19 protein-coding genes are annotated in these 22141 nt (G+C 69.1%); 11 read left to right on the top strand and 8 right to left on the bottom strand.

The window, feature by feature from the left end:
* Positions 1-215: 215 nt before the first annotated feature.
* A complete protein-coding gene (locus ACWGKT_RS17960; protein WP_453274402.1) occupies positions 216-2186 on the bottom strand; it encodes a glycoside hydrolase family 5 protein in 1971 nt (656 codons plus the stop codon).
* A gap of 346 nt (positions 2187-2532) precedes the next feature.
* Between ACWGKT_RS17960 and ACWGKT_RS17955 the strand changes: the two genes are divergently transcribed.
* Both ACWGKT_RS17955 and hisS read left to right on the top strand, forming a co-directional pair.
* Entirely contained in the window at positions 2533-3690 is a 1158-nt protein-coding gene (locus tag ACWGKT_RS17955) for an ROK family protein (protein ID WP_453274401.1), read from the top strand.
* 59 nt (positions 3691-3749) lie between these two features.
* Positions 3750-5072: a histidine--tRNA ligase gene (gene hisS, locus ACWGKT_RS17950; RefSeq protein WP_453274400.1), complete on the top strand. Its 1323-nt coding sequence runs from the start codon at positions 3750-3752 to the stop codon at positions 5070-5072.
* A 133-nt stretch (positions 5073-5205) separates the two neighbouring features.
* On the opposite strand, the gene ACWGKT_RS17945 is transcribed toward hisS, so the two are convergent.
* Positions 5206-6636, bottom strand: coding sequence for a selenium-binding protein SBP56-related protein (locus tag ACWGKT_RS17945; protein ID WP_453274399.1), 1431 nt, complete (start codon positions 6634-6636; stop codon positions 5206-5208).
* A 479-nt stretch (positions 6637-7115) separates the two neighbouring features.
* Here ACWGKT_RS17945 and ACWGKT_RS17940 point away from each other — a divergent pair, with 479 nt between their 5' ends.
* From ACWGKT_RS17940 to ACWGKT_RS17925, 4 genes are all read left to right on the top strand, one after another.
* Positions 7116-7610 carry a hypothetical protein gene (locus tag ACWGKT_RS17940; RefSeq protein WP_453274398.1) on the top strand — a complete coding sequence of 165 codons (495 nt, stop codon included), beginning with the start codon at positions 7116-7118 and terminating at the stop codon, positions 7608-7610.
* Positions 7611-7846: 236 nt separating this feature from the next.
* Complete coding sequence (locus ACWGKT_RS17935) at positions 7847-8476, top strand: hypothetical protein (RefSeq protein WP_453274397.1); 630 nt, start codon at positions 7847-7849, stop codon at positions 8474-8476.
* Positions 8477-8668: 192 nt separating this feature from the next.
* Positions 8669-9682 (top strand): hypothetical protein, encoded by a 1014-nt coding sequence (locus tag ACWGKT_RS17930; protein ID WP_453274396.1) that lies wholly within the window; start codon positions 8669-8671, stop codon positions 9680-9682.
* 145 nt (positions 9683-9827) lie between these two features.
* Positions 9828-10256 carry a contact-dependent growth inhibition system immunity protein gene (locus tag ACWGKT_RS17925; protein ID WP_453274395.1) on the top strand — a complete coding sequence of 143 codons (429 nt, stop codon included), beginning with the start codon at positions 9828-9830 and terminating at the stop codon, positions 10254-10256.
* Positions 10257-10370: 114 nt separating this feature from the next.
* Here ACWGKT_RS17925 and ACWGKT_RS17920 read toward each other — a convergent pair whose 3' ends face one another.
* Positions 10371-10922: a hypothetical protein gene (locus ACWGKT_RS17920; protein ID WP_453274394.1), complete on the bottom strand. Its 552-nt coding sequence runs from the start codon at positions 10920-10922 to the stop codon at positions 10371-10373.
* Positions 10923-11248: 326 nt separating this feature from the next.
* On the opposite strand from ACWGKT_RS17920, the gene ACWGKT_RS17915 reads away from it, so the two are divergent.
* The 4 genes from ACWGKT_RS17915 to ACWGKT_RS17900 all read left to right on the top strand — a co-directional run bounded on the left by ACWGKT_RS17915 (position 11249) and on the right by ACWGKT_RS17900 (position 16178).
* Positions 11249-13261 (top strand): glycosyltransferase family 2 protein, encoded by a 2013-nt coding sequence (locus ACWGKT_RS17915; protein ID WP_453274393.1) that lies wholly within the window; start codon positions 11249-11251, stop codon positions 13259-13261.
* A 70-nt stretch (positions 13262-13331) separates the two neighbouring features.
* Positions 13332-14105 carry a class I SAM-dependent methyltransferase gene (locus ACWGKT_RS17910; protein ID WP_453274392.1) on the top strand — a complete coding sequence of 258 codons (774 nt, stop codon included), beginning with the start codon at positions 13332-13334 and terminating at the stop codon, positions 14103-14105.
* A gap of 131 nt (positions 14106-14236) precedes the next feature.
* The gene (locus ACWGKT_RS17905) at positions 14237-15019 is read left to right on the top strand and encodes a hypothetical protein (protein ID WP_453274391.1); all 783 of its coding nucleotides are present in this window, start codon (positions 14237-14239) and stop codon (positions 15017-15019) included.
* Between the two features lie 292 nt (positions 15020-15311).
* Positions 15312-16178: an AraC family transcriptional regulator gene (locus ACWGKT_RS17900; RefSeq protein ID WP_453274390.1), complete on the top strand. Its 867-nt coding sequence runs from the start codon at positions 15312-15314 to the stop codon at positions 16176-16178.
* A 238-nt stretch (positions 16179-16416) separates the two neighbouring features.
* On the opposite strand, the gene ACWGKT_RS17895 is transcribed toward ACWGKT_RS17900, so the two are convergent.
* The 5 genes from ACWGKT_RS17895 to ACWGKT_RS17875 form a co-directional block, all read right to left on the bottom strand.
* Positions 16417-17781, bottom strand: a complete 1365-nt coding sequence (locus ACWGKT_RS17895) for a glycosyltransferase 87 family protein (protein ID WP_453274389.1) — start codon at positions 17779-17781, stop codon at positions 16417-16419.
* Complete coding sequence (locus ACWGKT_RS17890; protein WP_453274388.1) at positions 17729-18781, bottom strand: class I SAM-dependent methyltransferase; 1053 nt, start codon at positions 18779-18781, stop codon at positions 17729-17731. Before ACWGKT_RS17890 ends, ACWGKT_RS17895 begins: the two co-directional genes overlap by 53 nt.
* A 29-nt stretch (positions 18782-18810) precedes the next feature.
* Complete coding sequence (locus ACWGKT_RS17885; protein WP_453274387.1) at positions 18811-19458, bottom strand: TIGR04282 family arsenosugar biosynthesis glycosyltransferase; 648 nt, start codon at positions 19456-19458, stop codon at positions 18811-18813.
* On the bottom strand, positions 19455-20237 hold the full coding sequence (locus ACWGKT_RS17880) for a glycosyltransferase family 2 protein (RefSeq protein WP_453274386.1): 783 nt from the start codon (positions 20235-20237) through the stop codon (positions 19455-19457). The genes ACWGKT_RS17885 and ACWGKT_RS17880 overlap by 4 nt, the downstream gene beginning before the upstream one ends.
* Before the next feature lie 108 nt (positions 20238-20345).
* Positions 20346-21257, bottom strand: coding sequence for an ADP-ribosylglycohydrolase family protein (locus tag ACWGKT_RS17875; protein ID WP_453274385.1), 912 nt, complete (start codon positions 21255-21257; stop codon positions 20346-20348).
* 107 nt (positions 21258-21364) lie between these two features.
* Here ACWGKT_RS17875 and ACWGKT_RS17870 point away from each other — a divergent pair, with 107 nt between their 5' ends.
* A complete protein-coding gene (locus ACWGKT_RS17870; RefSeq protein WP_453274384.1) occupies positions 21365-22099 on the top strand; it encodes an HAD family hydrolase in 735 nt (244 codons plus the stop codon).
* The last annotated feature ends 42 nt before the right edge of the window (positions 22100-22141 follow it).

Genomic DNA, 22141 nt, shown 5'->3' with positions numbered 1-22141 from the left:
CGCGGCTCCGTCGGGCAGCGGCATCGAGGCGGTCTGGCGCCTCCGCCGCCCTACGCCGGCTTGTTGACAGCGATACCGCCCCCTGAACAGAACTTGCACCTGTACGGCGATGACGTCCTCGGCACGCGAGTTGTGGTCGCCTGTCGGTGCCGAGGACGTCGCCGGTCAGGGTGTGGGGGTGGGCACAGCCATGACCGGGTCGATCCGGTGGTGCGTCAGTTCAGCGGACGGCACAGGAGGGCGTCGGGGACTCCGTAGTGCAGCCACTTCCAGGTGTAGGCGACACCGGCGAGGTATTCGTCGTCGGCGCACTGGCCCTTGTAGTAGCCCGGTGCCCAGTCGCTGTCCTTCGAGCCGCCCGAGGAGGGGCGGTTGTCGCCGTGGTCGAACCACACGTTGCGGCCGGTGGTGGGCAGCGGTTTGCCGGAGGGTGCGCACAGCAGGGCCGACATGGAGTTGCCGTTGACGCTGTAGCCGACGGCGAAGGTGTTGTCGGGGCACTGGAGTTTGTTGTAGCCGGAGGCCCAGTCGCCGTGGGTGACGTACCGCTCGTCAGTGACGGTCACCCAGTCGCCGCCGGCCTTCGCGGGCTGGTCGGCGTCGGTGCACAGGCCTCGGCTGTCGCTGCGGCCGAGACCGACCAGCCGCTGGGAGTCCGGGCAGTTGCCCTTGCGGTTGCCGGGGCTCCAGTCCGGCTTGGCGAGCATGCGGGTGGAGACGTTCTGGTCGCCGAAGTCGAGGTCGAGCATGTTCCAGTGGTTGACCTGGGGAACCGCACCGGTGCGGCCGGGTGCCTCGATCAGCTTCTTCCAGTCGGCCGCGCGCCAGTCGCCGGGGTCGTCGAGGCTCAGCCGCTTGCCGGTGGTGTCGTACGAAATCAGGGCCCAGTTGTCCTGGGGCTTGCCTTCGGCGTCGGTCCAGCCGACCAGTGGCCAGATGGCAAAGTCGGTGTCGTTCCTGACCAGGATGTCGGTGAAATGGTCGAACCAGGCCTGCTCGTTGGCGTCGGTCGAACCACGGCCCGCGACGCCGAACTCGCTGATCCATACCGGAGCGGTGAAGTGCTGTCCGGACCGCGTGACGAACAGGGCCTCGTCGGTGACGACTTGGGCGAGTTGGTCCGGTGTGAAGTCGCGGTAGCGCGGGTCGCTGGTCGAGCCCAAGCCGCTGTCCGCGCCGGTGTTGGCCGGTCCGGTGTAGCCGTAGAAGTGGGCGGAGTAGACGAGCTTCCCGGAGTTGATGAGAGTGTGGGAGAGGTTGCCGACCGGGGTGAGCATCGGCCTGCCGTGGCTGAAGAGGGCCGAGGGGATGCCCTGCCAGTTGATGCCCTCCATGATGATCAGCATGTCGGGGTCGGCCTGGAGGATCTTGTTGCCGGCCTCCTCGAAGGCCGCATACAGGTCCTTGTCGTTGCCCCAGCCCCAGTTGGGGTTGTCCCAGGTGTCACGGCGGACCTCGTTGCGCAGGTCCGCGCCGACCACTCGCTTGTTCGCCTTGTAGCGGTTCACCAGGAACAGCCAGTCGTCCACCCACTGCTGGGTGGACTGGCCGCTGTTCCAGCGCTCGTTGCCGTCGAGGCTGCAGCAGAACCGGTAGCTGGTGGTGTGGTTGTTCAGGATGACCGCGAAACCGTCGGCGGTCAGCGCCTCTACGACCGCGTCGAAGATCTGCAGGGGGGTCTTGCCCTTCAGCTGCGGGTTGGCGGCGACGGCGGCGTCCGGCACCGGGGTGGTGTCGTGGATCAGCGCGTTGGCGAAGGGCAACCGGATGCTGTTGAGGCCCAGGCTGTGGAAGTCGGCGAGGATCTTCGCCATCGGCGTCCGGTCGAGTCCCAGAGGTATGTTGCGGGACATCTGATGGGCCTGGTGGTTCGCCGGGTCGTTGACGTCTCCGCTGCCTTCCCAAGTGCCTTGGACTCCGGCCCAGTTGCCTGCCTTGAGCTTGAAGCGGTTGCCGGAGGCATCGACGATGTAGCGTCCTCGGGTACTGAGCGGGCCAGTCCATGACGCCGCAAGCTGCGCGCCGGTCAACGGAGTTGAGGCAGCGGGCTGGGCTGCCTCGTCGGTGAGGGGCGTGGCCAAGGAGTCGACGGCCGGTCCCAGGTTGAGCACGGTCAGGGTCGTCGTGACTGCCAAGACCCGCGCGAGCAGCCTTCGGCCGACACGGGCCGATCCAACGGATCTCATGATGGTTGCCTCCAAAGGGATGAGGGGGGTGGGCAACTGCACTGGTCCAGGGCTTTCGGCCGCGGTTCCGGGGACCCGAGTCGTGGCCGGTCACGGTGCGCAAGGGCCACGTGAGCCACGTGAAGCAATCCCCTTTCCCGTACCAGAGCCCTGAGCACGGACGTGGGTGTGGACGGCACAGGTGGCCCCATCAAGTGAGCGGCGACGGTGGGGATTTGGCCCGGACGGGGCGGCCGGCCCTGAACGTACGGCTCCAGTGGGTCACGGAGGTGGCCAGAGCGTAGGGAACGGCGGGACCGTAAATCAATACTGGACGAAGTTATTTATTTCCCAGTACGTTGCCGCCGTGCCCCCGAACCACGCGCATCCGCTGGTCACCGCACCGGCCAACGCCGCAGTCCTGGCCCTGCTGCTCGCCGAGAGCCCCCTCAGCCGGGTCGAACTCGCCCGCCGCACGGGCCTGTCCTCGACGGCGGTCACCAAGGCCGCGAGACCGCTCATCGACAGCGGCTATCTGCGTGAACTGCCTCCGGAACGCACCGCTCCGGGGGCCGGACGCCCCGTCAACCCGCTGGCCGTCGTCCCTGATCGTGAGTTCTTCATCGGGGTCAAGATCAGTGCCGACACCCTGGACGGCACGGTCTGCGACCTCCAGGCCCGGATACGCGCCAGCGCCCACCGCCCGCTCGGCAACCGCGATCCGGATGCCGTGTGCGAGCTGCTGGCCGACCTGGTCGCCGAACTACTGGACACCGAGCCCGAGTTCAGGGACCGTACCCGGCACCTGGGCATCGCGGTCTCCGGTGACGTGGACCGCCAGGGCGGTCGCGTCCGCTACTCCGTCCGCCCCCGCTGGTGCGACGTACCGCTCGCCGAGATCGCGGGCAGGGCGACCGGGCTGACCGTCACGGTCGAGAACGACGTCAAGGCTCTGACCACCGCCGAGCACTGGTTCGGCGAGGGCATCGGTACCGGGAACTTCGCGCTGGTCACCATCGGCTCCGGGATCGGCTCCGCCGTCGTCGTCAACGGCGAGCTGCTCACCGGTGCGTACGGAGTCGCCGGTGAGTTGGGCCACGTCTGCGTCTACCCGTCGGGGCCCCGCTGCCACTGCGGCGCGGTCGGCTGTGTGGAGGCCATCGCCTCCAGCGACGCGATTGTCGCCACCGTCCGCCGCGCCGTCGCGGATCCGGACCTCGATTTCGACGGTGCCGTTCGGCTCGCCCGCGGCGGAGACCCGGTCGCACGGGAAGCCTTCGTCCGGGCCGGTCGCGCCATCGGCATCGGCATCGCCACCCTGGTGAGCCTCGTGGGACCGGAGCGCGTCGTGGTCACCGGAGAGGGACTCGACGCGTACGACCTCTTCGGCACGCACATCAAGGAGGCCTACGTCGCGCACTGCTTCAAAGCGGCGGCAAGATGTCCGCTGACCGTGCGTCCGCTTCCGTGGGAGGAGTGGGCCCGCGGCGCCGCCGTCGCCGGCATCCAGGCACTGTTCCCCTGAGACAGGGTGGGCAGAGAAAGGGATGGCGTGGAAAAGCGCCTCCCGGGGATCATGTGCCCATGACCGAGCAGAAGATCGTCCGCCCCACGCCCGTCAGCGGATTCCCCGAGTGGCTTCCCGAGGTGCGGATGGTCGAGCAGCATTGGCTCGACCTGATCCGGGCGGGCTTCGAAAGCTACGGCTTCTGCTCCGTGGAAACCCCCTCCGTGGAGTCTCTCGACGTGCTCACGTCGAAGGGCGAGACCTCGCAGGAGGTCTACACACTGCGACGACTGCAGGAGGATCCGCGCGACGCGTCGGATTCCAGGCTCGGGCTGCACTTCGATCTGACGGTGCCGTTCGCGCGGTACGTGGCCCAGCACTTCAACGAGTTGGTGTTCCCGTTCAAGCGCTACCAGATCCAGCGCGTGTGGCGCGGGGAGCGTCCCCAGGAGGGACGGTTCCGGGAGTTCACGCAGTGCGATATCGACGTGATCAATGTCGACCACGTGCCGCTGCACTTCGACGCCGAGTTGCCGCGGATCATTCACGGAGTCATGAGCGGGCTGAACCTCCCGGCGTGGACGCTCAACGTCAACAACCGCAAGATCCTTGAGGGTTTCTACCAGGGTGTCGGAGCGGACGACCCGCTTGAGGTGTTCCGCGCGGTGGACAAGCTCGACAAGATCGGCACCGACGGCGTCCGGGCACTACTGACGACGAAGGCGGGCCTGACGGGCAAGCAGGCCGACGCCTGTATGGAACTTGCGGATGTGCGCGGGACGGGCCCGTCGGTGGTGGAGGACGTCGCCGCGATCGGGGTGCGCTCGGACCTGCTGTCCCAGGGCCTGGACGAACTGGCTTTCGTGATGGACTCGCTCAGCGACCTGCCCGTCGGAAGTCTGGTGGCGAACCTGTCGATCGCCCGCGGCCTGGACTACTACACGGGCACCGTCTACGAGGGGAAGTTCACCGACTGGCCGGACTTCGGCACCATCTGCTCCGGCGGCCGATACGACAACCTCGCCGGCGGCTTCATCCGCCGCAGCCTTCCGGGCATCGGGATGTCCATCGGCCTGACCCGCATCTTCTCCAAGCTGCTGGCCGAAGGCCTGCTGCCCACCGGACCGTCGTGCCCGACCGAAGTACTCATGGTGCTGCCCGAGGACCGGCCGCGGGCGGCCGTCGCCGCACGGACCGCGGCCCAGTTGCGCCGCCGTGGCATGAACGTCGAGCTCTACCACCAGCCGGACAAGGTGGCCAAGCAGGTGCGCTACGCGGCACGTAAGGGCATCGCGTACGTCTGGTTCCCGCCGCTGACCGACGACCGGGAGCACGAGGTCAAGAACCTGGCCACCGGCGAGCAGGTCGTCGCTGATCCGGAGACCTGGGGCCGCGGCTGAGCGGTCTTGCGGGCACGTGGTCTTGCGGGCACGTGGTCTCGTGGGCTCGCGGGCACTTGGTCTCGCGAGTTGACGCGCAAGTGGCCTCGCGGGCGAGCGCTCTCGAGGATCAGGGAGCGTTTCCGAGCTCACGTCATCGGCGGTAGCAGTACGAATCCGAGGAGGCGTCACCGCCTTGCAGGCGTGTCTGGTGCACGCGCAACCCGAGGAAGTCCGGGCCGTGCGGGAAGAAGCCGCTGTCGACCGTCAGGCCGCCGTGCGAGGTGTCGGCGTCGAGTTTGATCATCCACGGGTCGATGCCCGAGGGGTAGATCTGTTCGTCCCAGGCGGCATACAGGGAGTTCGTCAGGTACACGCGCCGCCCGTCCCGGCTGAGCTCGACCATCTGGGATCCGCCGGTGAGCGGCATGTCCGGCTCGGCGGGGTGCGTCTGTCGGCCGACGACGCCCCCCAGCCGTACGGACGCGGTCTGCCTGGGCCGGAACGGGTCACTCACGTCGAACTGGAACAGGTCGCCGGTGCCCCACGCGGATACGTACAGCCACTGATCGTCGACCGACAGATCGATGTCGGTGATCATAGGGGGCACGGCGCCGAACGGCTGCAGCGCCGGGGGCAGGTCCTCCGCCGGCGCGGGCTCGGCCGGAATGGTGATCACCTTGCGGATCACGAAGTTCTCGCCCTCCCGGTTCCACAACCACACCGAGGCCGACAGGTCCTCCACGCTGACCACGGTGTTCGTGAATCCCCACGTCGCCTCGGGGTCGTGCGCCGGGCGAAGTTCCAGCACCATCTGGTTCTCGTCCCCGAGATCGACGCTCTGCAGATGCCTGCCGGAGTCGAGTTCCCAGAAGTGCAGTGAGTGGCCGTATTTGCGATCCAGCAGCAGTTCGGGGACAAGGCCGTCCTCGATCATCGAGGGGCTCCCCCACTCGCTGGTCACAGCGATGTTCTGGCGCAGATGCCACCAGACGTCGTAGGCGAGCCGCTGCGGTCCGCGCTCGGTCTCCCAGGCGCGCAGCACTTCGAAGCTCTCGTGGTCCAGCAGCGCGACGCCGCCAGGCCCGTCCGCGCCGTCCGCGCCGCCCAGGCAGGACAGGAACATTCCGTCGGGGCCGCAATGGAGTGTGTGCGGGCGGGAGTATCCGGCCTTGGCGGCCAGCACCTCGGGGTCGATCACCTTGACCAGGTGGGGGCGGTCGGGATCGGGGCTGGTGTCGAAGACGTGCAGCCGGGATGAGCGCAGTCCCGGGACGATGAGGTAGCGACGCGCGGCGTGATGGTGGCCGGCGTGGGCCAGCGCGCTGGAGCAGGCGTTCCAGCCGAAGTGATGCAGTTCGTTGCCCCGGTCGGGCAGCTCGGCGTGGGAGCTCACGCGGCCGTACCCGGGGGATGCGGGGTTGGTACCGACGGTGAACAACGCGTCGGCACGCTGTGCGGTCGGGTCGAAACCGACGACGTAGGCGAGCGTCTCCGGGGGCGCGGCTACGGCATCCGCCGGAGTGCGGTACAAGGTGGGGTCACTGTGATTGTCGCTGTGGTCAGCGTTCTCGGTCGTCCTCATGGCTGTTCCTCACTCCCGAACGGGAGCCTGGACCCGGGTGGGCTCCCGACAGAGCAGCCGGGCTCACTCGTTCGAGGTCGACGCGGAGACGGGTGACGGAGATGTCATAGATCGAGCGTTTCACACCCCTGGGAGCCCTGCCAAGGCGACAGCGCGGACCGCCCCAGGGCCCCTCCGCCGAGATCACCAGCTGCGCCCACATCGACGCCGACAGTGCCGACGGCGTCACCAGGAGGGCCAGATCACCTGGTTTCGGGACTGAGAAGCTGCCGCTGAAATTGCCTTCGGATCACAAATGGGGTACTGGCGGTAGACCGAATTACGAGATGGCGCGATGCAAGAAAGATGAGTAATGGGAAATTACGTCGCCCGGGAATCGGTAAAGGTAAATCACCGGATTAGGCATACGTCTGCGTCCGGACCCGCCAGCGGCGTCTGATCTACTACCAGCCCACGAACCAGGAACCGGGAGAGAAGCGATGGGCGTTCTGACCGACTACTTCCGCGCGGTGGACGCCGCATCGGTCGTGCGGGCACTGAAGCAGGCTGATGGCGGGTCCCCGCTCTGCGCAAATCCCCCCGTGTTCGATGGAGTTGAGGCCAAGCGCGTCGATCCGGCCGTCGTCCTGGCGCAGCTGATCGCAGCCATCCGTCAGGTGCCGTGGCGAGTGAACCTGGTGGAGGAGACGACCGTATGGCCGACCTCCCCGACCCCGGGCCCGGACAGCCCGGTTACCGAGGACGATCCGTGGGCGACGGGGCCGTGGGTATCGGAACTCCATCCCCTGACACGGGACGCGCTGGCAGGCGTACGCGACGCCGACGTACCGACCGTCGTCGCCCACTGGGTGCAAGCGGAGGAACTGCACGGAGCACGCGCCGAAGACATGCGGCCACTGGCCAAGGAGCTCATCTCGCTTGCCCGGCGGGCACACGACGCCAACCATCAGCTCTGCTGCTGGATGTCACCGTGAGGCTGCCCAATAGCCGGTCATCCGGCGTGCGGCAGCGGCCAGTTGGGACAGCCGACCGGGCCCGTACGGCAACACCTCAGTGCAGCTCATCGTCCCAGACCGTTGACGCCCAAGCCCCCGGACCGCCATAGTTACCGGCCGGTAAGGATTGCCGTAGCCGCCGCACCGGCCGTGCCCTCGCCCTGAAGACGATCCATCAGAAGTCGGCGGCCCGACCGACGGGGGACCCGGAGACCGTGACCGACCATGCCCGTGCAGCGCTGGAACTGCTACGCGTCAACAGCCACTTTGCGTGGTACGTCATCCCCCTCCTCCTCCTGCTCGTGATCTACGTCTACGCCGTGGAAGCGGAACGGCGGAACTGGAACGTGCTGTTCGCCGGCCTCGCGCTGTGGGGCATGGACTGGTTCAACGAGATATGGAACTCCCTCGTCTTCCACTTCACCGAACGGGCCCCGGTCTGGGGCGCGTCGGGCAGGACGGCCTATCAGATCCTCATCGGACTCAACATCGAGATCTGCTTCATGTTCGCCGTCATGGGCATCGCAGCGGCGAAGCTCCTGCCCCCGCGTGACACACGTGTCCTGGGGATCCCCAACCGCCCCTTGCTGATCGGCGTGAACTCGGCCGCCTGTGTGGCGGTCGAGATCTGGCTGCACCACGTCGGAGTACTCACCTGGGACTGGAGTTGGTGGCAGGCCGACGTCCCCTACCTCATCCTTCTCCTCGGGTACGCCCCGTTCTTCGTGGTCAGCTTCGCCGTGCACGACATGCCCCGAGTACGGACGAAGGCGCTCACCGTGGGCGCCATCCTCGGCGTCGACGCGATCGCCCTGATCGTGTTCGGATCGCTCGGCTGGCTCTGACCGAGAGGCCTTGGCCGCACCCGCCCAGCACCGCGGTCGCGTCACATCGCATGTGACAGCACATGTGACAGCGGCGTACGGAACATGTCACAGGGCTCGTACCGCCACGTACCGCCGCTTCCCCCAGAGCCCCACCGAATGGGATGTTTACCGGCCGGAGCGGCCCGCAACGGGCGGCACGGAGTGAACGGGGTGGACACCTTGACGCGCCAACAACACCGCACCGGCAAGAGCAGAACCGTCGGCAAGGCGGGGAGAGACGGCACGACCGGCGCAAGCGGCACCACGCGGCAGCACCGGGCGACCGTCACCGCCGCGGCGCTCGCCATGGCAGTCGCTGTCGCCGCACCGCTGACCCTCGGCACCGCGGGAGAGGCGGGGGCGGCGGCAGACCATCCGATCGCCTTCGCCCGCTACACCGCGGCGGCGCCCATCGAAGACCTCTACGCGATCTCCCCCAGTGGCGGCACTCCCGTCAAGCTCACCCACACCTCCACCGTCAGCGACGTGATGCCCAGCTGGTCCCCGGACGGCAAGCGGGTGGCCTTCGTCCGCTATGGATCCGGTGGCGCCATCGACGGCATCTGGACGATGAAGACCACCGGCGGCGGCCTGAAGGCCGTCCCCGGCACCAAGGGCGCGTCCGACCCCGCGTGGTCCCCGGACGGCAAGCGGATCGCCTACGCCAAGCCGGTCGGCACACAGCGCGAGATCTACGTGGCCGACATCGACGGCACCCCCGCCACCCGACTCACCCACACCGCGGCGGACGACCTCCACCCGAGCTGGTCCCCGGACGGCAAGTACCTGGCGTTCAACCGCGCGGACGCGGCCGGACACAGCAGGGTGATGCGGATCCAGCTGTCCACCCTGACCCAGACGGCCGTCACCGCGGCCGGCTCCCACGACTGGACGCCCGACTGGTCGCACAGCAACCACCTCGCCTTCAGCCGCGTGGACCCCACCGGCTTCGCCCACCTCTACGTCGTCCGCCCCGACGGCACCGGACTGCACCGCATCACCAACGCCCGCCTCAACGACAAGAACCCCTCGTGGTCCCCGGACGGCCGCCGCCTGGTCTTCACCCGAGGCGGAACCGACGACGCGGATCCCGAACACCTCTTCCTGGTACGGGCCGACGGCACCGGGCTGACGCAGCTCACCAAGACCGACTCCCACGACCTGGAAGCGGACTGGCGCCCGTAAGAGTCGATGAGACACCCACGCCCGGGACAGAAATCCCTGCCTGATCCGGTTGCGTAGGCCTGCCCGTCCGCTGTGGCCGGCTGCCCCCTCGTACGGTGGCCGGCCGCAACGGATGAGTTCCGATCGAGGGCTCAGAATGAACCCCATGGACCATCTGCTGCACCTCGACCGCACGCTCGACGAGCTGGACCCACCCCGTTGGCCCCCGGCCGACGCCGACGCGACCCGACTGATCCGCAAGGTGCACGGGTTGCGGCACGTTCCGCTGGGTCAACTCGGTCCAGCGGATCTGCGCGTACTCGTCTCACAGCAGGTGGCCCTGCCGTACGTCCTTCCCCTCGCAGTGCGACTACTGCTCAATGAGCCTTTGCTGGAAGCGTACTTCTACGAGGGAGACCTGCTGCTCGCTGCCGTCGGTGCCCCGGCATCCGCCTGGGCCCTGCTTCCCGACTTCGGCGCACGGCTGCGCTCCTCGATCGTGGCACTGCCGGAGGCAGCGGTTGCCGACCTGCCCCGCGGCGCCGCCGAGGAACTGGCCCGCTTCGTCGCGCAACACGACGCCCACCGATCCTGACCACCTGATGCGCGACCGCCGGCATGGCCCGCACCGTGACGCATCTCAGAACCAACCGGCGCAGTCACGCTGTTCGTGCACGGCGAGCGAGTGCGTCGCCAAGGGCCTGGCGGGCTAGAAGTAGGAGGCCATCAGGTCGCGGTCCACGGTGATGGTGTCGCGGTTCAGCGCGGGCAGTCCCAGGTGGTCGCAGATCAGCTGAGTCAGCTGCTCCTCGTAGTTGTCGTTCTCGTGGTCCAGCCCGGCCGCCGTGATGAGGGGGGCCATCGCGTTGGGCCAGTATTCGCCGCTGTGCTCCGGGCCCTCGTAGTCGATGCAGGAAGAGATCTGGCCGTCCTTGTAGTGGTACGCCTTGGGGCCGTGGGCCTTGGCGACGCACGGGTTGGGGATGAACACCATCAGCTCGGCGCCCTGGGGGCACAGCTTGCGGTAGTCGATGTCCGCGAACTCGCCGCGGGACGGGTTGAGCATGTGGTGCACGATGACACCCCAGTCGCCGGGTGCCGCATCGGGGCCATAGGCGAACGGCGGCCGGTGCAGCGCGCTCAGCCCCTCGGCCATGGCGGTCAGGCCGGTCCCCTTGAAGTACACCAGAACGGTTTCGTCGTCCCCGTACCGGTCGGCTCTCACCCAGGTTATGACGCCGTTTTTGATCCACTCAGTCATGCCCAGCACGGTAACCGGTGCCACTGACAACCCCGCGGCTATTGGCCCCAGCCCACAGGCGCATGCCATAAGCACCAACTAAATATGAGGCAGATAAGAATCGCACCCGCACCGCACGACAGGCACCTCACGAGAAGAGGTGGTGAATCAGCCATCAGACAACGTGGCCGGGACCAGTCCCGGAACAGACCCTTCACCCGACGTCAACTTCGCGTCCACAGAAGGATCATGATAGGTTCACAGCTTGTTCGGCCTCTTGCCCCACGCATTAGAGCCTCCATCACCCATATCGGAGCCCTCACTTGACGGGGCGTCCCCGGTACTGAATGGAGAGCGTGATAATGCCTGGCCCCACCGTTTCGGTGATTATTGCAGCGTACAATGCCATGCCTTATCTCGCGCGCTGCATCACTTCTGTCGCCGAACAGACCATCGGCCGGAGCGCTCTTGAGCTAGTCGTGGTGAACGACGGATCGACCGACGGCACAGCCGCGGAACTGGAGCGGCTGTCCGGCCTGTATCCAGGGTTGATGCGTGTCTTCCACCAGACGAATTCCGGCGGGCCGTCGGCCCCACGCAACGCCGGCCTTGAGCACGCGCAGGGCACGTTCGTGTTCTTCCTGGATGCCGACGACCATCTCGGCCCCGAGGCCCTTCAGCGCATGGTGCGGATGGCCGAGGACAACGACACCGACGTCGTGCTCGGCAAGATGGTGGGCGTCGGCGGTCGCGGTGCGCCGACGTCGATGTTCAAGCGCAACCAGCCACGCACGGACGTCTTCTCCTCCCGCGTGTACTGGACGCTCAACCCCATGAAGCTCTTCCGCCGGGACCTGCTGGAGCGTCACCGGCTCCGGTTTCCCACGGATCTGGCCATCGGCGAGGACCAACTCTTCGTCGGCGCGGCCTACCTGCACGCCTCCGGCATCTCCGTGGTCGCCGACTACGACTGCCTGTACTGGGTGCTGCGCGAGGACGAGGGCAACATCACCCGCCGGCTGACCGGTTCGGAGCGCCGGCTGCGGTTCCTGCCCCGCATGGTCGACCTCATCCTGGACAACGTGCCGCCCGGCCCCGGCCGCGACCACCTCGCACACCGTCATCTGACCGTCGAGGTCCAGCAGATCCTCGCCGACCAACTCGTCTTCGAGCCCCGCGACGTTCAGGAGAAGATGCTGAACCAGCTGGCCGAGGCCATCGAGCCGCTGTGGCACGAGGGGATCAACGACCGCCTCTCGGCGATGGCCAGGCTGCGCCTGCACCTCGTACGCCACCGAATGCTCGACGAACTGCTGAACGTCATCGAGTTCGAGAAGGAAACCAACCGGAGCAAGACGGCCACCCCCGTCCTCGTGGACCAGGGCAGGGCCCTCGCCCGCTACCCCTACCTCCGCGACCCCGAGCGCGCCGTCCCCGACATCTGCTACGACGTCACCGCCCAACTCGGCCTCCGCCACCACGTCACCCGCGCCGAGATGCACGGCACGACGCTGCACCTGGCCGGCCACGCCTACATCCACCGCGTGGAGACCCACGACGTCACCACCGAACTGGTCCTGCGCGAGCGCGACAGCGCCGTCGAGTACCGGCTGCCCCTCACGCACATCACAACACCCGCTCTGGGCAGGGATGTTGACCAGGGCCGGTTCTCGTACGACCTGGCCGGCTTCGAGGCGACCGTCGACGTCACCACCGCCGCCGACGGCCGGCCGCTCGGCGACGGACTGTGGGACATCTCCCTCGCCATCGGCGCACAGGGTGTGTCCAAAGAGGTCCGTATCGGCAGCAAGCGGTCCGCCGAGGTCTCCGGCAAGGCGAGCACGCGGGTCGCGACCATCGAGGACGGGCTGCGGGCTCTCACCCTCTACACCACGAAGCCGTACGGCAACTTCACCCTCGACCTCGGCGAGGCCAAGCACAAGGTGCTGCCCCTCCTCAGCCTCGACGAAGTCCGCCGGGCCGAGGACGCGGCGACCGAGCTGGAGCTGACAGGGCGGTGCGCACTGGCCGCCTACCCCGATGGTGTCCTGAAGGCCGTCCTCACAGACAGCCAGGGCTCAAGCATGACGTTCCCCGCCCGCCAAACGGCAGCCGCCGACGGCCACTTCACCGTGCGCATCCCCGTCACCGAGCTGACGATCGGTGACTGGAGTGGCGAACTGCGCCTCGGGCAGTGGACCTGGGCCCTACCGCCCATCCCCCGGGACCTCACTCCGGTCAAATGGCGCCGCCGCGGTCTGCCGTGGTACGCGAAGCCGGCCCCGGGCAGCCGCGATCGGTTCGCTCTCCACGTTGCCAAGACCGACCTCGTCAAGGCACTCACCAGCCGTCTCAAGTAGGGGGAGTCACGATCTACGGTTGGCGTACGAGGGTCTTCCGGCGGATCATGCGACTTACTAGGCTGCGCCGATGGAACGCGTAACCGACGTGCCCGAGAGCTTCGCCGAGTCTGCAGACGAGGCCCAGGCGAACGACTACGACAGCTTCGCCGAGGTGTACTCGGCGGAGAACGAGAACAGCCTCGTGAACGCGTACTACGAGCGACCCGCGATGCTGGCCCTCGCCGGAGACGTGGCCGGCCGCCGGATCCTGGACGCCGGCTGCGGCTCGGGCCCCCTGTTCGCTGCACTGCGCGACCGCGGTGCCGTCGTCACCGGCATCGACGCCAGCGCCGGGATGCTGACGCTGGCCAGACGGCGGCTCGGTGACGACGCGGACCTACAGGTGGTCGGCCTCAACGACAGGCTGCCGTTCGACGACGGTGCGTTCGACGACGTGGTCGCGTCGCTGGTCCTGCACTACCTGGAAGACTGGGGGCCGACGCTGGCCGAGTTGCGGCGAGTGCTCAGGCCCGGCGGCCGGCTGATCGCATCGGTGGACCACCCCTTCGTGGCCTACACGTTCCAGGATCCTCGGCCCGACTACTTCGCGACCACCAGCTATACCTTCGAATGGACGCTCAATGGGCAGTCCTGCCCGATGAGGTTCTGGCGCAGGCCGTTCCACGCGATGACCGATGCCTTCACCACCGCCGGCTTCCGCATTGCGGCCATCAGCGAGCCGCAGCCCGACCCGGCCGCCCGTGAACTGTTCCCCGACGACTTCCACGACCTTTCGACCAAGACCTGCTTCCTGTTCTTCGTCGTCGAGGTACCGCCGTCGGCTGTCGGCTCGGACGACTAGCCAGTCGGCGGATCACGAGCGGAGCCAATATCGTCGCGCGCGCTTCTGCGTTGTTGCCGCCGTGGTGGTCGGGCCGGGTGCGGTAAGTTCCCCTCCGACAGTCTGACTTGCCTTGAGAAGTGAAGTTCGGGATGCACATCCTGGAAGATGCGTCCGGTCTCTCCCCACGCGCACAGGACTTCCTGCGCCGCGCAGGCCGGCGTGAGCGTCCCATTCGATTCGAGTCGCCGATAGAGATGTGGCGGGTACGCGACCGCGCAGGCCGGCTGATACCCGCACCCATGGAACTCATCATCCGGTGCGAGGGTTTCGAGCAGCGGTTCGGCGGCCTGCGCTATCAAGTCCGACAAAGTTGGGTCATGGGCGGGGAGCGGTACGAGAGCACCCGTGGGTGGGAGTACGACCACCTCGGGCTGCGTACGCGAGCGTGGCAGGATCCAGGCCAGGGCGGCTGGTACTTCGAATGGACCGGAGAGCGGGTGTCCAAGCCGTGCCGAGACCTGATCCACACCGACGGAAGCGTGGGCACCGATGTCGACGGCGGCAGTCCGTACCTCCCACTCGCACCCTCGGTCCCTCACCTGATCGAATCCCACGCCCTCACCGACGCGGTCTCGGCATGGAGGCCCTGGCCCGTGGGCGACTCCGCTGCCGCCACGGCTGCTGAACTCCTCACCGGGCTCGTCGGCGTGCCCGAAGCCTCCTGGGCATCCTCACGTTGGCGCCTGTCAGACACCGTCGCCGTCCTGGACCGAGACAACTGGGCTCGCGAAAACCCGCGGCGCCGCACACGCATCTGGTCCCGCGAGGAAGCCGGTCACCATGAGGTTCAGGCAGCCGTTGACCGGGTGCGGCACCCTCGCAATGACAGCGCCGCTGGGACGGGCGGTTACTCTGAGCACCCACCCTTCTGACAGGGTTCCGGAGTAGGAGACAGTCATGGGTGTTGTATCTCGAACCTGAGCCGGACGCGCCCTTGCGGGCGTGGTGGCTGGGAGGCTGTCGTCATGACGGGCAAAGAAGAGGGCCCCAGGGCGTGTTCGAGATGTGATCGCAGGGTCCCGTGTCCCCCGTTGCGGTCGATGCAGGTGTGAGGTGCTCGGATCGTCGGTCGCTCGGCGTACCCGACCGGATCGGGCACAGGATGTCGGGTGCGGCAAGGTGAGTCCTTCCTAACGTTGGTGATCGAAAGGGAGGGAGGCCGGGGTGCTGGAGCGGCTGAACCAGGCCATGGAGCACATCGAGTGCCACCTTGATCGGCGGATCGAGGGGACCGACCTCGCGCGGATCGTGGTGACGTCGGAGTACCACTTGCGGCGGCTGTTCTCCGCGCTGGCGGGGATGCCGCTGTCGGAGTACATCCGGCGCAGGCGGCTCACACTCGCCGGTGCTGAGGTGCTGGCCGGGGATCGCACGCTGTTGGAGATCGCGGTGGGGTACGGCTACACGTCGGGTGAGGCGTTCGCGCGTGCGTTCCGCGTCATGCACGGCGTCGGTCCCGGCGAGGCCAGACGGTCCGGTGCGAGTCTGCAGTCTCAGCCACGGCTGTCCTTCCGTCTCATCGTCGAAGGGAGTAGCAGCATGCGATACCGGGTCGTGGAGAAGGACGAGTTCCGTGTGGTCGGCAGGAAGGCGCGCGTTGCCCTCGTGCACGAGGGGGTGAACCCTGCCATTGCCGACTTCATCCGGGGCATCGGGCAGCAGACGCTGCAGCGAATTCAGAGTCTGTCCGACCAGGAGCCGCAGGGGATCGTAGGGGTGAGTGAGAACATCGACCCGAGTCGGGCGGAGGGGACCGAACTCGACTACTACCACGGGGTGGTGACCCGTGCCGCCGTGCCCCAGGACATGGATGCGCTCACCGTGACAGCCGGCACGTGGGCCGTCTTCGAGAACACCGGGCCGTTTCCGCAAGCACTCCAGCACCTCTGGCGAGACGTGTTCACGCAGTGGTTCCCGTCCAATCCATACCGGAGCCGGCCGGGACCGGAAATGCTGCGGGTCCGGCTGTCACAGGACGCCACACAGGCGGATGCGGAGCTGTGGATCCCCGTGGAACGGACTGAGGTCTGAACGACAGCGTGCGGCGGCCCCGAGCCCGCCGCACGCTCCAGCCGCTGTTGCCCCCGACAGCGCCGATGGGCCGACCGCCAAGGGACCAGCGGCAGGCCTTGGCCGAGCCCCACGCTCACTCTGCCGACGCCGGTCACCCCGGCAATCGCGCCCCGGTCCGCACCAGCCCGGCGCCGAGCCCGCGTGGCCTGCCAAGTGTCTTCACTCTTGGCGTCGGCGGCGCCGCAGCCCGTGGCGATCACCGCAAGCGCACCGACGGCTGTGCGGTGCCGAACCCGCGCACCAGGCGTTGTGCCGCGCCGGACCGCAGCCAAGCGCCCGTCGTGACCGCCAGAGCGGCGACCCCGTACGCCCATGCCTGGAGCGGGAAGCCCGGCAGGAGTCGGCCCGCAAGGTAGAGGACGGTCCCGGCGAGGGTGACGGTCAGCCACTCCCAGCGACCGTCCAGGGCGACGAAGGCGATGACGAGGAGCGAGTACCAGGGATAGCTGGGCGAGAAGAGGAGAAGGGCGGTGCCGGTCATCAGCAGGGCCCCGCGCCATGGGCGGGCGGGGTCGCCGCGGCGCCACACGTACAGGGCGGTCAGGGCGAGCAGTACGGCTGCCGTGGCGCCCGCGGCGGCGTTCGGCAGCAGGAGTCGCAGCAGGGCGAAGCGACGTACGTGGCCCGGGTCGTAGCCTTCCTCGTGGAGGTATCCGGGCAGGTAGCCCAGCACCCCCGTGCCGGAGGCGAGGACGTAGGGCAGGTAGGCAAGGGTGATCGCCGCGACGGTGGACGCGAGGACGCGCATCACGCGTGCCGGACTGCGCTGCCCGGACAGCGCACCGGGCAGCGCGAGGATCGGCAGTATCTTCACGGCGATGGCGGCGCCGAGCAGCGCGCCGCGGCGGGCTCCGGCGGTCGTGGTGCCCAGTGCCAGTACGGTGAACAGGACGCCGAGCGTGTCGATGTGGGCATTGTTGACCGCTTCGAGGGCCACGGCCGGGCACCAGGCCCACAGAGCGGCCCGGGCCGGCGCCCGCTGCGGATCGCCGCGCCGGCGCAGGACGACGAGCAGGGCCACCGTCGTACCGAACGTCAGGACCGCGCCGCCGACTTGGAGTGGCTTGTGGCGGCTGTCGGGCGGGGAGACGGCGTGGACGGCCAAGTACCAGCCTTCCGCGACGGGCGGGTAGATGGTGGGCACGGAGGGCCGGTTGATGCGGACGCACAGGCCACTGTCGGTGTGGGTCAGCGCCCAGCCCTTGCAGGACGGGCCGCTGGGGAAGAGCCAGTTGTCGCGCAAGGGGGCCAGTTCGGGGGCGGCGGGCGGATAGGCGTACGGGGAGATACCGGCGGCCTGGACGCGACCGTCCCAGGCGTAGCGGTACATGTCGTTGCTGGTACGGGGCTGCGTGGCGAGGCCGGCCAGCGCCACCGCCGCCGCGCCGAGCAGGACCAGGACGGTCGCCGCGCGGGCCGGAACCTGACGTACGGTCCACGCGGCGGCCGCGAACAGGGCCCAGGCGACGGCGTATCCGGACAGCAGGCGGCCGGGGGCGCTCAGGTTGTCACCTGCGTTGAGGGTGTCCACGACGGCGGCGGTCAGCGCGGTCAGGAGCACCGTGGTCGCGGTGATCGCGATCCGGGACCTGCGGCGGTTCGCCGGAGTGGCGGGGTGAGGAGGCGGCGGCACGGAAGGTGCGGAAGGTGCGGAAGGTCCGGAGTCCTGTCGGTGAGGGGTTGTGGTGTCGGTCATGGGTGCGCGGGCCTTCCGTGGGCCGTGAGGTGCTCGTCGTGCGTCCTGGGAGCGGCCCTCGGTTCGGGCGGTTCGGGTGGTGGAGTTCCACGAATGCGCGGCCGTCGGACGTCCACCGGCTCGTGAGAGTCCAGCCGGAGGCGTCCGCGGCATGCAGCAGGGCGGTCGTGCCGACGCGAGCCCAGGCGAAGGGGCGGCCGTACCGGCCATGGGCGTTCTCGACGCGTACGGTGAGACGTTCGTCCACGTCGTCGCCGGCCGCCTCGACCAGCAGACGGCCACCGGGCCGGACCAGCCCCCGCAGCCGGGCCAGCAGTGCGACCGGGTCGCCGCCGATCCCCACGTTGCCGTCCATCAGCAGGGCGGTGCCCCAACTGCCCTCTCTCGGCAGGCGTTCGAAGACGGATCGCTGCAGTGCGGCTCCGCCGTGCCGGCGGGTCCGTTCAACGGCCGTCGGGCTGACGTCCACGCCCAACGCCGCCACGCCGCGTGCGGTCAACGCGGCCACCAGGCGTCCCGGTCCGCAGCCGACGTCCAGGACGGGGCCGGTGCAGCGGCGCAGCACGCCGATGTCGGCGGCGGTGGGGGTGGCGCACCACCGCTCCACGTCCAGAGGGAGCAGTTCCGCCGCCCCGGGCATGCGTGGCGCGATGCGGCGCAGGTACAGCGGTCCGCGGCCGGTGCGGAGGGAATGGGCGTAGGGGTCGTCCGTCCAGGGCTCGCCCGGCTCCCCGGGCGCTCGCGGCTCGGTGCGCTGTTGCGCGGTGACGAGGTGGGTGGGCAGTGGGAGGACGGTGTGCGCATGCGGTCGTGCCACGGCCGGCTCGACCCGCCCCGCGGCGGAGGACTCTGTACCGGTTGCCATACCGATGGCCGTGCCACTTGCCGTGCCGCTCATCGGACGGCCTGTGCGAGTGAGGCCATGGTGGTGGCGAAACGAGACGAGGGCGGGCAGAGGCCGGCCACCGCGGCGGCGTCGGCCGCGGTGTCGACGTCCCGCAGCGACGGCAGGTCACGGACCGTCAGCCTTGCCTGAGCCAGTCTCAGACGCTGGATGGCCCCCGTGCGGTCGGTGGACATGGGCACGCCTCGTACGAGCGACCGGGCGCGGGCCGGTGCGGCGAGGCCCAAGGCCCAGAAGCCGCCGTCGGAGGCCGGACCGAACCAGGCGTCGAGGCCGTCCTGGCCGACGCGGGACAGCAGGTCCACGGGCATTTGCGGGGTGTCCATGCCCACCAGCAGGGCCGGGCCGTCGTCGCAGAGCTCGAAGGCACCCACTATCCGCTCGTCCAGGCCCCCGGATACCTGCGCCGCCACCTCGAAGCCCGGCGGCAGCCAGGGACCGGGGGTCCCGTCGAGGACGAGGACCCGGCGCCGGGCGGGGGCCCGGAGCACCGTGTGGAGGGTGTCGGTGAGCGCCGCCTCGGCCAGGGCCGCGGCTTCCTGGGACGTGTAGGGCGGGGTCAGCCGGGTCTTGACCCGCCCCGGCACCGGCTCCTTGGCGATGACCAGCAGCGTGGCCGGCCCCACGGCGGCGCTCATCGCGCGACCCCCGTGACTTCCGTGACCTCCGCGGCTCCTGTGGCTCTCTTGGCTCCCGCGACCGCCGCGGCCGGGCCGGTGCTGGGCCGCTCGGCAAGGACGGCGCGCATGTCCCGTACCGCCTGCCAAGTTCCCCGCCAGGTGCCGGTGACCTTGGACCGGCCCGTGCGCGGCTGGTACGGCACATCCGTCTCCTGCACGCGCCAGTCGGCATCGGCGGCGCGGACCACCATCTGCAGCGGATAGCCGGAGCGTCGATCGGTCAGGTCAAGGGCCGTCAGCGCGTCCCGGCGAGCCGCGCGCATGGGGCCGAGATCGCGCAGGCGCAGGCCGGTGCGGCGGCGAACCAGGCGGGCCAACTCCAGGTTGGCCAGCCGGGCATGGACCGGCCAGGCACCGACGGTGGTGGGCCGGCGGCGGCCCAGGACCAGGTCGGCGGAGCCGTCGAGGACGGGCCCGGCGACCTGGGGCAGCAGGCCGGGGTCGAGGGAGCCGTCGCAGTCGCTGAAGCAGACGACATCGGCCGTGGCGGCGGTAAGACCGGCGTGACAGGCGGCGCCGAAGCCACGGCGCGGCTCGTGGACGACGTACGCGCCGAGGGAGCGGGCGATGTCGGGGGAACCGTCGGTGGACCCGTTGTCCACGACGATCGCCCGCCAGCCGGGCGGAATCCGGTCCAGCACCCAGGGCAGGGCATCGGCCTCGTCGAGGCAGGGCAGTACGACGTCCACCAGGACGGGGGCGGGGACGGGGACGGGGACGGGGGAAGTCTCGATCACCCCACTCACCCTACGAACGCAAAGCAGACATAAGGGATTTGAGGTTCTTACGGATCGCTGACGCCGGTGTTCCTATGGAGACGCCCGAACTCATCCCCATGGGAGTTCCTACTCCGTCACGACCGGCGGCAGCGGTTCACAGGCCGCGTGCCAGGCAGGGGGGAGCGCGGCGACGCCTGTGCGCGCGGCGATCACCCCGCCCGCGATGGCGCAGGTGGTGTCGATGTCGCCGCGCCCGGCGACCGTGACCCACAGTCCCTCCTGCAGGTCGTCGAGGTGCCCCGCCGCGCACCACAAGGCGTACGGGACGGTGTCGGGCCCTGACATCCGGTAGCCGGAGCCCAGGACCTCCGCGGCGTGCCGGACCGAGGTGCGCTCCGGCATCCGGGCCGCGATCCGCACTCCCGACCGGACGTCGCTGTCGGGGAGTCGTTCGGCGACCGCCTGAAGAAAGTCCGACCTGGCCGGGGTGTGCCCGCCCCGGCTGCGGGTGGCCAGCGCCGCGGCGAGGGCGACCGCCATCGCTCCGGCGAGCGCCTCCGGGTGATGGTGCGAGACCGCGCCCTGGCGAGCGGCCTGCTCAGCGACCGCATCGAGGTCGGCGGAGTGCCAGGCGCCGAGCGGGGCGGCGCGCATGGCCGCGCCGTTGCCCCAGGAGCCTTGACCGCCGAACTGCCCGGCGACCACCTCCTGCCAGGGCTCGCCCGCGCCGATCCGGCGGAGCACGTCATGCATCGACGCTCCGTACCCGCGGTGCGTGTCGTCGGCGTAGGCCGCCGCGAAGCGTAGGGCGAGGCGGTCCTGGTCGACGATGCCGCCGCCCTCGGCGAGTTCCCGTACGAGAACGAGCGCCTGGGCGGTGTCGTCACTCCAACGCCACAGCGGTTCCGGGGGCAGCGTCCGCGCCTCAAGGCCTGCCTGACCGTCCCGGCGCAGGATGCCGAACCAACGGTCACCGAAGGCGTCGCCGAACGCGAGCCCGTACAACGAATCCAGCACAGCAGTGGGCACGGTGATCATCGGGACAGTTTCGCAGCGCGACGGCGCTTCCGCGCTCCGTTTTGGAGCGGACGGGCTTAGCGGTCCCGCTCGTACCTGCGCGGAGCACCGCCTGACATGATCAACGGGTGAATGGTGAACCCGCAGGGCCCGACCGCACGAGGTACGTCCTGTTCGATGTCGACGGCACGTTGATCGACGCGGTGAGCAACCAGCGCCGGGTCTGGGCAGCCTGGGCGGAGCGGTACGGGAAGGATGCCGACGAGGTCTATCACGTGGCCCTGCGGACACGGCCGTTGGAGACGTTCGCCCAGGTCGCTGCGGACGAGGATCCGAGCGAGTGCCTCGCCGCGCTGCACGAGTTGGAGGACGAGGACGTCCGGTCCGGCGTCTACGCGGCTTTCGACGGCGCCTCGGAGCTGCTGCGCGGCCTGCCATCCGGGTCCTGGGCGCTGGTGACCTCGAACTATGAGCACCGGGTGCGGGGCCGCTTCCTACGAACGGGCTTGCCGATGCCGAGCGTGATCGTGGACGCGGCCGCTGTCGAGGAGGGCAAGCCCTCTCCCGTCCCGTATCTGCAGGCCGCCGCACGGCTCGGTGCCGCACCGGAAGACTGCCTGGTCATCGAGGACGCCCCGTCCGGAGTACAGTCCGGGTTGCGCAGTGGGATGACGGTGTGGGGCGTGAACGCCGCCGTCGCGGTCGAGGGCGTACATCGTCACTTCGTCAGTCTGCGCGAGGCGGTTCCGCACATCCTGGCCTTCGCGTCCGGCCGTGCCGGGAACGCCGTAGCCACCGTCAGCAAGGCGAAGGCCACCGCGAAGCCCAGCATGGTGAACACGCCCCGGGGCCAGAAGATGTGACTGTCGACGAACGACCAGCAGGCGGCGAGCAGCACCATCGCA

Source organism: Streptomyces sp. NPDC054794 (assembly GCF_053611585.1).
This window is presented reverse-complemented; position numbering and strand designations above follow the sequence as displayed.

Coding starts and splice junctions, on each gene's coding strand:
- ACWGKT_RS17960 (WP_453274402.1), bottom strand. CDS start 2,186: ATGAGATCCGTTGGATCGGCCCGTGTCGGCCGAAGGCTGCTCGCGCGG.
- ACWGKT_RS17890 (WP_453274388.1), bottom strand. CDS start 18,781: ATGGCAACCGGTACAGAGTCCTCCGCCGCGGGGCGGGTCGAGCCGGCC.
- ACWGKT_RS17915 (WP_453274393.1), top strand. CDS start 11,249: ATGGAGAGCGTGATAATGCCTGGCCCCACCGTTTCGGTGATTATTGCA.
- ACWGKT_RS17875 (WP_453274385.1), bottom strand. CDS start 21,257: ATGATCACCGTGCCCACTGCTGTGCTGGATTCGTTGTACGGGCTCGCG.
- ACWGKT_RS17885 (WP_453274387.1), bottom strand. CDS start 19,458: ATGAGCGCCGCCGTGGGGCCGGCCACGCTGCTGGTCATCGCCAAGGAG.
- ACWGKT_RS17910 (WP_453274392.1), top strand. CDS start 13,332: ATGGAACGCGTAACCGACGTGCCCGAGAGCTTCGCCGAGTCTGCAGAC.
- ACWGKT_RS17940 (WP_453274398.1), top strand. CDS start 7,116: ATGGGCGTTCTGACCGACTACTTCCGCGCGGTGGACGCCGCATCGGTC.
- ACWGKT_RS17905 (WP_453274391.1), top strand. CDS start 14,237: ATGCACATCCTGGAAGATGCGTCCGGTCTCTCCCCACGCGCACAGGAC.
- ACWGKT_RS17925 (WP_453274395.1), top strand. CDS start 9,828: ATGGACCATCTGCTGCACCTCGACCGCACGCTCGACGAGCTGGACCCA.
- hisS (WP_453274400.1), top strand. CDS start 3,750: ATGACCGAGCAGAAGATCGTCCGCCCCACGCCCGTCAGCGGATTCCCC.
- ACWGKT_RS17920 (WP_453274394.1), bottom strand. CDS start 10,922: ATGACTGAGTGGATCAAAAACGGCGTCATAACCTGGGTGAGAGCCGAC.
- ACWGKT_RS17945 (WP_453274399.1), bottom strand. CDS start 6,636: ATGAGGACGACCGAGAACGCTGACCACAGCGACAATCACAGTGACCCC.